10 protein-coding genes are annotated in these 13,676 nt (G+C 72.4%); 7 read left to right on the forward strand and 3 right to left on the reverse strand.

The genetic code is table 11. The features are described from left to right. Positions 1-70: 70 nt before the first annotated feature. A complete protein-coding gene (locus tag M8I34_RS32555; RefSeq protein ID WP_250055686.1) occupies positions 71-1,252 on the reverse strand; it encodes an ROK family transcriptional regulator in 1,182 nt (393 codons plus the stop codon). 379 nt (positions 1,253-1,631) lie between these two features. Between M8I34_RS32555 and M8I34_RS32560 the strand changes: the two genes are divergently transcribed. Both M8I34_RS32560 and fdhD read left to right on the forward strand, forming a co-directional pair. After that, positions 1,632-3,002, forward strand: a complete 1,371-nt coding sequence (locus tag M8I34_RS32560) for an FAD-dependent monooxygenase (protein ID WP_250055688.1) — start codon at positions 1,632-1,634, stop codon at positions 3,000-3,002. Between the two features lie 296 nt (positions 3,003-3,298). Further along, positions 3,299-4,159, forward strand: a complete 861-nt coding sequence (fdhD, locus tag M8I34_RS32565; RefSeq protein WP_250055690.1) for a formate dehydrogenase accessory sulfurtransferase FdhD — start codon at positions 3,299-3,301, stop codon at positions 4,157-4,159. An 88-nt stretch (positions 4,160-4,247) separates the two neighbouring features. On the opposite strand, the gene M8I34_RS32570 is transcribed toward fdhD, so the two are convergent. Further along, positions 4,248-4,691: a MarR family winged helix-turn-helix transcriptional regulator gene (locus tag M8I34_RS32570; protein WP_030087282.1), complete on the reverse strand. Its 444-nt coding sequence runs from the start codon at positions 4,689-4,691 to the stop codon at positions 4,248-4,250. A gap of 204 nt (positions 4,692-4,895) precedes the next feature. On the opposite strand from M8I34_RS32570, the gene M8I34_RS32575 reads away from it, so the two are divergent. Together M8I34_RS32575 and M8I34_RS32580 are read left to right on the forward strand one after the other, a co-directional pair. Further along, the gene (locus M8I34_RS32575) at positions 4,896-5,837 is read left to right on the forward strand and encodes a zinc-binding dehydrogenase (RefSeq protein WP_250055692.1); all 942 of its coding nucleotides are present in this window, start codon (positions 4,896-4,898) and stop codon (positions 5,835-5,837) included. 247 nt (positions 5,838-6,084) lie between these two features. After that, positions 6,085-8,076, forward strand: coding sequence for a sialidase family protein (locus tag M8I34_RS32580; RefSeq protein ID WP_250055694.1), 1,992 nt, complete (start codon positions 6,085-6,087; stop codon positions 8,074-8,076). A gap of 55 nt (positions 8,077-8,131) precedes the next feature. On the opposite strand, the gene M8I34_RS32585 is transcribed toward M8I34_RS32580, so the two are convergent. Next, positions 8,132-9,196: a bile acid:sodium symporter family protein gene (locus M8I34_RS32585; RefSeq protein ID WP_250055696.1), complete on the reverse strand. Its 1,065-nt coding sequence runs from the start codon at positions 9,194-9,196 to the stop codon at positions 8,132-8,134. Positions 9,197-9,466: 270 nt separating this feature from the next. Here M8I34_RS32585 and M8I34_RS32590 point away from each other — a divergent pair, with 270 nt between their 5' ends. From M8I34_RS32590 to M8I34_RS32600, 3 genes are all read left to right on the forward strand, one after another. Beyond that, the gene (locus M8I34_RS32590; RefSeq protein WP_030983939.1) at positions 9,467-10,330 is read left to right on the forward strand and encodes a LysR family transcriptional regulator; all 864 of its coding nucleotides are present in this window, start codon (positions 9,467-9,469) and stop codon (positions 10,328-10,330) included. Between the two features lie 276 nt (positions 10,331-10,606). Beyond that, positions 10,607-12,433: a long-chain fatty acid--CoA ligase gene (locus M8I34_RS32595; RefSeq protein WP_250055698.1), complete on the forward strand. Its 1,827-nt coding sequence runs from the start codon at positions 10,607-10,609 to the stop codon at positions 12,431-12,433. 150 nt (positions 12,434-12,583) lie between these two features. Continuing rightward, positions 12,584-13,654 (forward strand): hypothetical protein, encoded by a 1,071-nt coding sequence (locus M8I34_RS32600; protein WP_250055700.1) that lies wholly within the window; start codon positions 12,584-12,586, stop codon positions 13,652-13,654. The last annotated feature ends 22 nt before the right edge of the window (positions 13,655-13,676 follow it).

Genomic DNA, 13,676 nt, shown 5'->3' on the forward strand with positions numbered 1-13,676 from the left:
GCGGATCGAGCAGGCCGATCGAGCGGGCGGATCGAGCAGACAGATCGAGCAGACAGGTCGAGTGAGCGGATCAGGCAGGCGAGAACAGATGGTCGCTGATCAGGCGGGCCGCGCCGGTCACCCCGGACGCCTGCCCCAACTCCCCCAGCACGATGGGGAGATTGCCGGTAGCCAGCGGAAGCGACTGGCGGTAGACCTGGGTGCGGATCGCGGCGAGCAGGGTGTGGCCGAGTCCGGTCACCCCGCCGCCGATCACCACCAGCCCCGGGTTGAAGAAGCTGACCAGGCCGGCGATGACCTGGCCGGTGCGGGTACCGCCGGCCCGGATCAGATCCAGTGCGGCGGCGTCACCGGAGGCGGCCGCGACGGCCACATCGGCGGCGGTCAGCGGGCCGCCCGCCGCCATCCGGGCGGCGAGTTCGGGTGAGGTGCCGTCCTGGGCCGCGTCCGTCGCGTCCCGGGCCAGCGCGGCACCGCCGAAGTACGCCTCCAGACAACCGTGGTTGCCGCAGGCGCACGCCCGGCCGTCCGGCTCGACCTGGATATGGCCGATGTCGCCGGCGCTGCCCGTCGTACCGCGGTAGACCTCACCGCCGACGACGATGCCGCAGCCGATGCCGGTACCGATCTTGACGAAGAGGAAGTCCTGGGAGGTGCGGGCGACGCCCGCGTGCTGCTCCCCCATCGCCATCAGATTCACATCGTTGTCGACCATGACCGGACAGCCCAGTTCCTGGCTGAGCGCCTCGCGCACGGGAAAGCCGTCCCAGCCGGGCATGATCGGCGGCGCGACCGGCACGCCTTCGGGAAAGCGGACCGGCCCGGGGACGCCGATACCGGCGCCGTCGAACCCCTCCGCCACCCCGCTCGCCTTCAACTTGGCTGCCAGCGCCAGGACTTGTTCGAAGACCGCGACCGGCCCCTCGCGTACGTCCATGGGCTGGGTCAGATGGCCGAGCACCTCCAGCTCGGCGTTGGTGACCGCCACATCGACGGAGGTGGCGCCGATGTCCACGCCGAGGAAGCGCAGCGCGGGGGCGAGCCGGATGTTGTGGGAGCGACGGCCGCCGCGCGAGGCGGCGAGTCCGTCGGCGACCACGAGTCCGGTCTCCAGCAGCCGGTCGACCTCCACCGCGAGCTTGGAGCGGGAGAGTTCGACCCGGTCGCCCAGCTGGGCACGGGAGTTGGGCCCGTCATCACGCAACAGGCGCAGGAGCCGCGCCTGATGCGCGTTCGCGGGCCTGGCCGTCATGCGCCTCACGCCGCCCCTCCAGCCGTACTCGGCATCGACCGACCGGTGTTGCGGTGCCGCCGTACGGCGTCACCACCGGGCTTTCGAGGGGAACGTAGCAGCGCTTGTCCGCACGGGGAAGAACTACGGACAGAATCCATGCCGACTTTCTCCTGTGCGAGGACAAAGCGCCGCGCGGGCGGATCCGGCCCCGAGGCGGTACGGAGGCGACCGAGCCGGGAGCCCTTCCCCTTCCCCCTCTCCTGATCCGCCGTACAGACCCTGGCCGACCCGCCTCGCGGATCGGGCCGCAGAAAGGCGGCTCCTGCGAGAATGCGCCCGACCGAACCAGGCAGCCGACCGACCATCGGCGCCGGACAGCGCAGGGGGTAGCCGACGTATGAGCAGGGACCGCATCCAGATCGCAGGGGCCGAGGTCGCCGTCGTGGGCGGCAGTATCGCCGGCTGCGCCACGGCACTGGCCGCACACCGGGCCGGCGCGGGCCGGGTCACCATCCATGAACGCACCACCGGCCACCTCGCGGACCGCGGTGTCGGCCTCGCGGTGCACAACGCCCGGTACGCCGAACTCGCGGCCGCCGGATACATGGACGCCGCCATGCCATGGGTGCAGCTGACCACCCGCCGCTGGTATGTCCGCGACGGCTCCGCTCCGCTCGGCCGCCAGGTCGGCGTCCTGCCCTTCCCGTTCCGCTCGTACTGCTGGGGACCACTCTGGCAGGAGTTACACCGACGACTGCCGGAGGACACCGCATTCCGGCCGGGGGTACGGGTCGCCGCGGTCAGCCATACGGAGGACGGCGCCGCACTCCATCTCGACGGCATCGACGGCATCGACGGCGTCGGCGGCGTCGGCGGCATCGAGGACGGCGATAGCGACGACAGCGGCGAGGGCAACAACAGGGGCGGCGAAGGCAGCGGCGAGCGGCAGCGCACCGGCGCCGGTCGCCGTACGGAGCGCTTCGACCTGGTCATCGGTGCGGACGGCTACCGCTCGGTGGTCCGCGACACCGCGTTTCCGGGTGTGCGGCCCGGCTACGCCGGCTATCTCGCCTGGCGCGGCGCCGTCCCTGCCGACCGGCTGACGGAGCTCGGCCTCCCCGGTCTGCCGGCCGATCCCTGGGCGGAGGAGGACTGCATCTACGGCGTCTTCCCCGGCGGTCATGTCATCATCTACCGCATTCCGGACGGCCGCGGGGGCCGGCGCGCGAACTGGGTCCTGTACACCGCCCCGCCCGCCGGCCTCGACCTGGGCCTCGACACCCCCACCAGCCTGCCGCCCGGCACCCTCACCGACGCCCTGTACGCCCATCTCGCGCACGTCACGGACGAGTTGCTGCCGCCCTACTGGGGCGGGCTGATGCGGCTGACGCCACGTCAAGAGGTGTTCATCCAGCCGATGTACGACTTCACCGCGCCGCGCTACACCACCGGCCGGCTGCTGCTCGCGGGCGACGCGGCGACCGTCGCCCGCCCGCACACCGGCGCCGGCGCGGTGAAGGCGCTCCAGGACGCCGCCGCCCTGGAGGCCGCGCTGCACGCCCTACCGGAGCGGCCGGATGCACTGGCGGCCTACGGCGCCGAGCGCGGTGCGACCGGCCGGACGATGGTCGAGCTGGGGCGCCGGCTGGGGCGCTTCCTCGTCCAGGACACACCTGACTGGCGCACGCTGGACCAGGCCGGAGTGGAGGCGGCCTGGGCAGCGGCCGACGGCTCGGGCGCGTTCGGCGGCCGTGAACTGAAGAGCTGACGCCTCCGGACGCGACGCTCCGACGGCCGACGGCCGACGCACCGACGCACCGACGCACCGACGCACCGACGCACCGACGCACCGACGCACCGACGCACCGACGGAGCGTGCCGCGCGCGGTGCGACGCCGACCGCCACCCAGCCTCCCCCGTGCAGGAGAATGAGAGCGTCGAGGTCACCCCGCGCACGACCGCCCGGTGACCACGGCGGCAACCGCTGCACCAAGGGCCGCCAAGGCTCTCCGCACAGACAGCACCGGGACCGAGCCGGCCCGGTCAGGACAGGACTGATCAGACATGGGACGGGTCACCGAGCGACGCCGCGTCATCCGCATCCGCGACGGTGCCGTGAGCACCCGCCCGGACACCCTCGTCGCCGAGGAGCCGCTGGAGATACGGCTCGGCGGCAAGCCGCTGGCGATCACGATGCGCACACCGGGTGACGACTTCGCGCTCGCCGCCGGCTTCCTCGTCAGCGAGGGTGTCCTGGCGAGCGCCGACGAGCTGGCGAACATCGTCTACTGCGCGGGAGCGACGGCGGACGGGGAGAACACCTACAACGTGGTGGACGTCCGGCTCGCGGACGGGGTCCCGGTCCCGGACATCACCCTGGAGCGCAACGTCTACACGACGTCGTCCTGCGGACTGTGCGGCAAGGCCAGCCTGGACGCGGTGCGCACCACCACCCGCTTTCCCCTGGAAACCTCCGCGGCCGACCCGGTCCGCATCGAACCGGCGACCCTCGCCGCCCTGCCCGACCGGCTGCGGGCCGCCCAGCGCGTGTTCGAGCGGACCGGGGGTCTGCATGCGGCGGCGCTGTTCACGCCGGACGGTGAGCTGCTCGACATCCGGGAGGACGTGGGGCGGCACAACGCCGTCGACAAGATCGTCGGGCGGGCGCTCCAGCAGGGGAAGCTGCCGCTGTCGTCGAGTGTGCTGATGGTCTCCGGCCGGGCGTCGTTCGAGCTGGTGCAGAAGGCCGTGATGGCGGGTATTCCCCTGCTGGCCGCGGTCTCCGCGCCGTCCTCGCTCGCCGTCGACCTGGCCGCCGAGACCGGGCTGACCTTGGTCGGCTTTCTGCGTGGCTCCTCCATGAACGTCTACGCGGGCGAGCACCGCATCGCTCTACCCGCGGGGGCCGCCGCGGAGACGGACTGAGGCCGCGGAGACGAACTGAGGCCGCGCACCCACCGCACCGACCGGCGGGCCGCTCTGCGGGGTGACCCTGCGCAGAGCGGCCCGTGGCTCACTCCCCCGGCAACGCGATCCGGGTCAGCAGCGCGATCAACTGCTCGCGTTCGGCCGGGGTCAGGGCCGCGGTCAGCTCCGCGTTGGCCGCGTCGCCGAGTTCCTGGGTGCGGCGCAGCCGCCGCCGGCCGTCGGCGGAGATCTCGATGGCGTTCTTGCGCCGGTCCTTGGGGTCGGGGGTACGGGTCACCAGCCCGTCCTGCTGTAGATCGTTGACGATCGCGACCATGTCCTTGGGGTCGATACCCAGCGTCCGGCCGAGTTCCGCCTGGGAGACCGGGCCGAGTTCGTCGACCGCGGACAGCACGGCGTGATGCATCATCCGCATGCCTTCGCCGGCGAGCGCGTCGGCGACGAGCCGGTGCCCGCGGGCGGCGGCGCGGCCCAGCAGCCAGCTGGGGAGCGCGCGGATACGGCTGGGGGCGTAGGGGGTGTCGGCCATGGGACCACCGTACCGAGAAATCCATTGGAGGACCCAACGAAAAACCATTGGTGAATCCAATGATTTCTGGCTATCGTTGGGCCACCCAATGAAACCTGGTCGGTGGGCGCCGCCGACGACCGCACAGCCGGTCGCCGGCCGGTGCACCGCGCACCGCGCACCGCGCACCGCGCACCGACCGAACGATCCCGGAGGTGTCGGCCCATGCGCCGCGTTCGATTCCATACCTATGGCGGCCCCGAGGTCCTGCGCAGGGAGGAGGCCGACGCGCCGGTGCCCGGCCCCGGTGAACTGCTGGTGCGTACGGAGGCGATCGGCGTCACGCTGCCGTGCGTACGGCGGGTGCGCGGCGACGGCAAGGGCGGCGGCGATCCGCTGCCCGCGATGCCCGGCGGGGAGATCGCCGGTACGGTCGTCGGGCTCGGCCCGGACGTCACCGGCTTCGCCCTCGGCGACCGCATCACCTCGCTCACGCTCACCGGCTCCTACGCCGAACTCGCCCTCGCGCCCGTCTTCCTGGCGAGCCGGATACCGGACGGCGCAAGCGCGGTGCAGGCGGTGGCGCTGGTGCGCAGCGGGCAGGTGGCGCTCGCCGCGCTCAGCACCGCGGCACCGCAGGGCTCCGAGTCCGTACTGATCACCGGCGCGGCGAGCGGCACCGGCCATCTCGCCGTCCAACTCGCCAAGCTCCAGGGGGTGCCACGGGTGGTGGCCGCCGTCAGCTCGGCCGCCAAGGCGGACTTCCTGTACGGCCTGGGGGCCGACGAGGTGGTGGTCTACGACCAGGAGTCCTGGGGCGAGCCGGCCGACATCGTCCTGGACGGCGTCGGCGGGGCGCTGCTGCCGCGCGCACTGGCCGCGCTGGCTCCCGGTGGCCGGCTGATCTTCTTCAACTCCGGTGGCGGGACGGTCCCGGCGTACGAGCTGCTGGCGGGCGCCAAGACCATCACGGGGCTGACGATGCGCCGCTTCTCCACCGTCCACCGGGAGCTGTACGAGCAGCACCGGGCACAGCTGTGGGACCTGGCCGGATCGGGCCGGCTGCGGGCCGCGGTCCATGCCGAACTGCCCCTGGACGAGGCCGCGAAGGCGCACGAGATCATCGAGGCCAGGGCCAACCTCGGCAAGGTGGTCCTGCGGCCGTAAGCCATGGCAGTCGCAGACGGCACCTGCGGAGCACCCGGCACAACGGTCACACCCGGCCCTCCTACCGCACCGGGCGCACCCGGCGCAGTGCCTGCGGTCCGGGAGAGTGAATTACGGCCGCCGCACGGAGAACCGGCGCACGCTCCTTGTCGCGGTCGGCACGCGGCAGTAGCTTCCGTCGCGATGCACATAGGACGTGGGATGTCCTGATGACCCGACGCCGATGCCTCGAAGGGCAGGCCGGACCATGACGTCAGTTCTCCGCGCACACCCCAGCCACCGCAGCAGACCCCGGCGCCCGCGCGCCGCCGCCCTGCTCGCCGCACTGACCGCCACCGCCCTCGCCCTCCTGCCGACCGCCCCCGCACAGGCCGTGCCTGACGGAGCGCCGGGTACCCGTGCCACTGCCGCGGCCCCCTCCCCGACTCAGGCCCCGCCCCCGGCCGGCGGATTCGACCAGCAGATCCTCTTCAAGGCGTCCCAGGAACACGGCTACTTCTGCTTCCGTATACCGGCCGTGGTGAAGTCCGCGCGAAACACCCTCCTCGCGTTCGCCGAGGGCCGGCGGCACGACTGCGGTGACGCGGGCGATATCGACCTCGTCCTCAAGCGTTCCACCGACGGCGGCCGGACCTGGGGCCCGCTCCAGGTCATCAACCGAGGCAACGGCGACACCCACGGCAACCCGGCGCCCATCGTGGACCGCCGCACCGGCCGGATCGTGCTCGCCGAGACCTACAACAAGGGCCGCGCCGACGGCCTCAGCTGCGATGTCCCCTGCGACCGCACCCCGCACCTCCAGTACAGCGACGACGACGGCGCCACCTGGTCCACACCCCGGGACCTGACCGCGAGCATCCGTCCCCCGCAGTGGAACTCCTGGTACGCCACCGGTCCCGTACACGGCATCCAGCTCTCCCGCGGCAGGCATGCCGGCCGACTGGTCTTCGGCATCAACTCCGAGAGCTACGCGGCCAACCGGGTCACCGCCAACCACGCCGCCCTGGTCCACAGCGACGACGGCGGCGCCACCTGGAAGGTCGGCGCGCTGGACTCCTGGCCCGTCGCCGCCAACGGCACGTTCCGTCAAAAGCCCTCGGAGATGACCCTCCTGGAACGCTCCGACGGCTCCGTCTACGTCAACGGACGGGAACAGGACGGCACCGACCTGGGCCATCGCACCGCGGCGGTCAGCCGTGACGGAGGCGACTCCTTCGCCGCGCCGTTCCGCGCCCTTCCCGACCTCTACGCCCCGATGGTGCAGGGCTCGGCGCTGCGCCTGACGCACCCGCACGGCGGCCGCGGCCGCACCCTGTTCGCGGCGCCCGCCGACCCCGACCGGCGCCGGACCATGACCCTCCGCTCCTCCTGGGACGAGGGCCGCACCTGGGAGGGCGTCGACCGCGGCGCCCGGGTCACCACCGACTGGTCCGGCTACTCGGACCTGGTGGCGATCTCCGGCGACGTCACCGGCCTGATGTACGAGGGCGGTGCGGTCGACGCCCGGGACGAGATCCGCTTCGCCCGCTTCACCGAGGACTGGCTCGGCCCGCGCCGCGGCCCGGACCCCACGACGCGCGACGCCGCACCGGGCGCCCGGCCGGCCCTCGTGCTGGGCGGCGCCCGGACCACCGAAGGACGCTTCGGCCGGGCGCTCTCCTTCGACGGCACGGACGACGCGGTACGCCTCCCCTACCGGGGCTCCCTCCCCCTGGGCACCCACGACTTCACATGCAGCCTGTGGTTCCGCTATGACGCCACCACGGGCGAACAGCCACTGCTGTGGATGGGCGGGGTGGGCGCCAGGTCACCGCAGGTGGCGGTGGAGGGCGACCCCGGCCACGGCCGGATCACCGCCCGCCTCACCGGCGTCGACGGCCCCACCCCGGCCACCTCCGCCCAGGCCGTGACCCACGAGGCGTACAACGACGGCAGCTGGCACCATCTGGCGCTGCGCCGCACCGGCGGCCGGCTGCTGCTCACCGTGGACGGCGGGGAGACCACCGTCGTCCCCGATGTCCCGGGGTCGGTCAGCCGCGGCTCGGTCTTCGGCGTGCACCTGGGCCAGAAGCCCGACAGCCGCGCCCAGTTCACCGGCGCGCTGGACGAGGTACGCGTCTACCGGCGGGCCCTGAGCGACGCCGAGCTGTCCGTCGTACGCAGCGCCAACGCCCCGGCGAACGGCCCGCTGGTGCTGGGGCTGTCGCTGGACCGGGTGCGTGGCGGCGCGAAGAACTGAGCAAGCCGGTCCGCGAAGCCATGGCCTGCCCGGACGCCACCGCGCCGGGCGGGCCTCACCCCCGCGCTCCGCTCACCACCACATCGGCCGCGGCCCCCGCCTCGCCCGTGCTTCCCGCGCCGCTTCCCGTCGCCAGCGGCTCTGCTGCCCCGGCTGCCGCGAACCGCTTGGCCAGGACCGCGCACACCATCAACTGCATCTGGTGGAACAGCATCAGCGGCAGCACCATCAGCCCGGCCTGCGCGCCGAAGAGCACGCTGGCCATCGGCAGACCGGCCGCCAGGCTCTTCTTGGAGCCGGCGAAGGTGATCGCGACCCGGTCCGCACGGGCGAAGCCGAGCCGCTTCGAGCCGTACGAGGTGACGGTCAGCATCACCGCGAGCAGTACGGCCTCCACCCCCAGCAGGCACAGCAGCCGCAGGGTGGAGACCTGGTGCCAGATGCCCTGGACCATGCCGGCGCCGAAGGCGGTGTAGACGACGAGCAGTATCGAGCCGCGGTCCACATAGCCGAGGACCTTCTTGTGGCGGAGGAGGAACCCGCTGATCCACCGCCGCAACAGCTGCCCGGCCACGAACGGCAACAGCAGCTGGCCGACGATCGACAGCAGCGAGTCGGCCGAGAAGCCACCGCCGTCCCCGTGCAGGACGAGTCCCGCCAGCAGCGGCGTGACGACGATGCCGACGAGGCTGGAGAACGAGCCCGCACAGATCGCCGCCGCGACATTGCCGCGGGCGAGGGAGGTGAAGGCGATCGAGGACTGGACCGTCGACGGCACCAGGCACAGGAACAGCAGCCCCGTGGAGAGCGCGGGTGTCAGGACGTAGGGGACCAGTACGCGGGCGGCCAGGCCGAGCACCGGGAAGAGGACGAAGGTGCAGGCCAGGACGGTGAGATGGAGCCGCCAGTGGCGCAGTCCGGCCATCGCCTCGCGGGTGGAGAGCCGGGCGCCGTAGAGGAAGAAGAGCAGCGCGACGGCGCCGGTCGAGGTCCCTTCGGCGACGGTGGCGGCCGGTCCGCGGGCGGGCAGCAGTGCGGCCAGGGCGACCGTGCCCACCAGCGCCAGGATGTACCCGTCCACGGGCAGCCAGGAGGGGAGTTTTGGCACAGGGCGGCGCATGGTCTCTCTTCGGTCGTTCGGCGGATCGCGGGCGGCGGCACGGCCCGGGGAGACACCCCTGGGCCCACTCCAGGGTGCCGTGGAACTGCGGACATCAGGAACCCCTCTTACCGTGGTCACTGTTATTACGCTTCGCGATGAGCCGCCCGGCACGATGGGCGTCCCGCCGCGCGAGGCCGCGGAGGCGGACGGCATACGCAGGCGCAGGCGCAGACGCAGACAACGGACGCGGACGCGGGTGGCAGAGCGGACGGCCGACAGGGAGGGCCCGTGTTCGAACCCGCGCAGTTGCGCACCTTTCTCGCCGTGGCACAGACGCTGAGCTTCACCCAGGCCGCGCACCGGCTCGGGCTGCGGCAGTCGACCGTGAGCCAGCACGTACGGAAGCTGGAAGAGGCCGCCGGACGCAGACTGTTCGCCCGGGACACCCATGCCGTGGAGCTGACCGAGGACGGCGAGGCGATGCTCGGCTTCGCCCGCACGATCCTGGAGGCGAACGAGCGGGCCGCGAGCTTCTTCGCCGGAACCCGGCTGCGCGGCAGGCTCCGCTTCGGCGCCTCCGAGGACTTCGTGCTGACCCGGATGCCGGAGGTCCTCGAAGGGTTCCGGCGGGACCACCCCGAGGTCGACCTGGAGCTGACCGTCGAGCTGTCGGGGACCCTGCACGAGCTGCTGGCGGCCGGGCGGCTCGATCTCGTCCTTGCCAAGCGGCGACCCGAGGAGTCACGCGGACGGCTGGTGTGGCGCGACCGGCTGGTGTGGGTGGGCGCCGAGCGGCTGCGCCTCGATCCGCAGCGCCCGGTCCCGCTGGTCGTCTACCCGCCGCCCGCGCTGACCCGCGCCCGGGCGCTGGAGGCGCTGGAGCGCGCGGGCCGGGAATGGCGGATCGCCTGCACCAGCGGAAGCCTCAACGGACTGATCGCCGCAACTCGGGCAGGACTGGGCGTTATGGCACATACGAAGGGCATGATCCCGCCAGGTCTGGTCGCTATTCCGCCACGTGCCGGGCTGCCGGAACTCGGCGGAGTGGACTTCGTTCTTCTGTACGGGCAGCGCGACCGCGCGGCGCGGGGCCCGGCGGAGGCGCTCGCGGACGCGATCCTGGCGGGCGGCGACCGGCTCCAGCTCCCCTAGCCCAGGTGCCGAGAAGCCCCGGTCACGGGGCTCCGCGCCGGACGGCCGGCTGATTTGATGTCAGGTGCAGAGATTTGGTGCAGATATGGTCCCGGCGTCGTGATCGTCCGGCGTCGAACCGGTCGGATCATGTCCAGGCTTCTCCGAAGTAACCCGATTTCGACGGTTGGCCAGATCCTGTGCGGCCGTTTTCGCCACGTGGTACGGCTCTGCCGGATCCCGTCACGTTGGGGTACGGTCGCGGCCTTGTGAGCAACACCACGAGGAGCTGGGTCATTGCGCGAGTTCACCGTCCCGCCTTTGGCGACCGCGCCCCGGGTCGGCGGTCTGGCGGATGTCGTCTACGAGTACGCCGAAGCCGATCCCGGACGCGTCGCGCTGGCGCGTAAGGACGACGAGGGAAACTGGCAGAACGTCACCGCCGGACAATTCCGGGACGAGGTCCTCGCACTGGCCAAGGGCCTGCTCGCGCAGGGCGTCCGGTTCGGTGACCGGATCGGCATCATGTCCCGTACCCGCTACGAATGGACCGTGTTCGACTTCGCGCTGTGGTCGATCGGCGTCCAGTCCGTCCCGCTGTATCCGACGTCATCGGCGGAGCAGGTCTTCTGGATGCTGCACGACGCGGGCGTCTCGGCCTGCCTGGTCGAGCACGAGGACCATGCGATGACCATCGGCTCGGTCATCGACCGGCTCCCCCATCTGCGCAAGCTGTGGCAGCTGGACGCCGACCCGGTGGCCGAACTGACCGCGGCCGGCGCGCATATCGACGACGACGTGGTGCACCGCCACCGCATGGCCGTCACCCCGGACGCCACCGCGACGATCATCTACACCTCCGGCACCACCGGCCGTCCCAAGGGCTGTGTGATCACCCACGCCAACTTCGTGGCCGAGTCCGACAACATGGTGCTCCGCTACGAGAGGGTCTTCCACTCCAAGCCGGGCGACGAGGCGTCCACCCTGCTCTTCCTGCCGCTGGCGCACGTCTTCGGCCGGATGGTGCAGGTCGCCGCGATCCGCGGCCGGGTCAAGCTGGCCCACCAGCCCGAGCTGGCGGCCCGGGCGCTCCTGCCCGACCTCCAGACCTTCCAGCCGACCTTCATCCTCGCGGTGCCGTACATCTTCGAGAAGGTCTTCGCCGCGGCCCGGCGCCGGGCGGAGGCGGAGGGCAAAGCCGGACCGTTCGACAAGGCCGTCGAGATCGCGGTCCGCTACGCCGAGGCGCAGGAGCACAAGGCCTTCGGCACCGGATCCGGCCCGAGCGCCGCGCTGCGGATGCAGCATCAGTTCTTCGACAAGGTCGTCTACAGCAAGGTCCGGGCCGCGATGGGCGGCCGGGTGCGGCACGCGATGTCGGGCGGCTCCGCGATGGAGCGCCGCCTCGGGCTGTTCTTCGCCGGCGCCGGTGTGCGGATCTTCGAGGGCTACGGCCTGACGGAGAGCACCGCGGCCGCCACCGCCAACCCGCCCGAGCGGACCCGCTTCGGCAGCGTCGGCACCCCCGTCCCCGGCACCACCGTGCACATCGCGGAGGACGGTGAGATCTGGCTGTACGGCGGGCAGATCTTCCACGGCTACCACAACGACCCCAAGGCGACCGATGCCGTGCTGCACGACGGCTGGTTCTCCACCGGTGACCTGGGCGCGCTGGACGAGGACGGCTATCTGACGATCACCGGCCGCAAGAAGGAAATCCTGGTCACCTCCGGTGGCAAGACGGTCTCGCCGGTGGGCCTGGAGGAACGGGTGCGGGCGCATCCGCTGGTCGCCCAGTGCATCGTCGTCGGCAACGACCGGCCGTTCATCGCGGCGCTGGTGACCCTGGACCCGGAGGCGGTCGCGCACTGGCTGACCATGCGGGAGAAGCCGGAGATGCCGCCGACCGACCTGGTGCGCGACCCGGATCTGGAGACCGAGATCCGGCGCGCCGTGGTCGCCGCCAACACGCTGGTCTCGCAGGCCGAGTCGATCCGTACGTTCCGGATACTGGCCAACCAGTTCAGCGAGGAGCACGGGCTGCTGACACCGTCGCTGAAGCTCAAGCGCAAGGCCATCGAGACGGCGTACGAGGTCGAGGTGGACGCGCTGTACCAGGGGTGACGGACGGGGCGGCCTGCACATGCGGCCGCCCCGCCCGGCCTCACCTCGCCCCACGCTCCCCCGCCCGGCGGACCTCGCTCCCCCGTACGGCGGACCGGGATCGCCCAGGGGTCGGATGTCCGCCGCGCCGGGGCCGATGAGGCTGCTGTCATGAACAGCCGCCGCCTCACTCTCCTCGGCCGGATCGCGGTCGTCGCCTGCCTTCCCTACCTCGCCCTCAAGCTGCTGTGGGTGCTGGGCTTCGACATCGGCGTCATCGACGCTCCGCGCGTCAGCCGCGCCACCTGGGTCGCGGGCAATGCCTTCACCTTCCTCCTCGACGCCGTCGCCGCCGTGGTGGCCCACACCCTCACCCGGCCGGGCGGCCGCCGCGCCCCGGCCTGGCTCCTGGCCTTCCCCCTGTGGATGGCCTCCGGACTGCTCCTCCCGCTGCTGACGGGCCTCGTCGGCGGCAGTCTCACCGGCCTGGTCACGGGCGCCCGCAACCCGCTGACCACCGGTGACTTCCTCGCGCCGTGGGTCTTCGGCGTCGTCTACGGCGGCTTTCTCGTCGAGGCCGTCACCCTGCTCGGCGCCTTCACCGTGTATGCGCACCAGCGCTGGGGCGGTCTGCTGCGCCGCCCCCTGCACGATCTCCCCGGCACCGCCGGCCGGGCGGTACGGCGGATCTTCCTGCTGCCCGCGGCCGTACTGCTCGCGGCGCTGGGCACCGTCCGCATCCTGTGGGGCACGGGCTCGACGCTCGGCGTGGCCGCCACCGATACGGACAGCCGCAACGTCCTCACCGCCGCCGCGGACTGGTCCCAGGGCCTGTACTCGGTCGCCGGCGCCGCCGGGCTGCTGCTCCTGGTCCTGCCGGGCCTGCTGCCCCGGCTCCGGGTCCGTACGGCGCTGGCCCTGGCCTGGTCCGGCAGTGCCGCGGCCTTCGCCTGCGGGGGCTGCCTCTGGCTCGGGCAGGCGGTGGCCGACGGCCTCTCCCCCGGTGCCTCCGCGGTTCCCGACGGCCTCCCGGGTCTCCTGGGCGCCCTGGAGCTGTGCACCGGGCTCGTGGTGCTCTGCGCCGGTGCGTTCACCCTCTGCGAACTCACCGCCGCGGCCCGCCCCGCATCCCCGGCGGCGCACGGCCACCCGGCCCCGCCCACGGGGCGCGCACAAGAACACGCCGCTTTCTCCGCATCGCGTCGGCACACGCGGGAATGCGCGACTCCGGATGATCGTTGACATCCGTGAACGAGAAAGCCGA

The organism is Streptomyces sp. MCA2 (assembly GCF_023544705.1).
Classification (GTDB): Bacteria; Actinomycetota; Actinomycetes; order Streptomycetales; family Streptomycetaceae; genus Streptomyces; species Streptomyces decoyicus.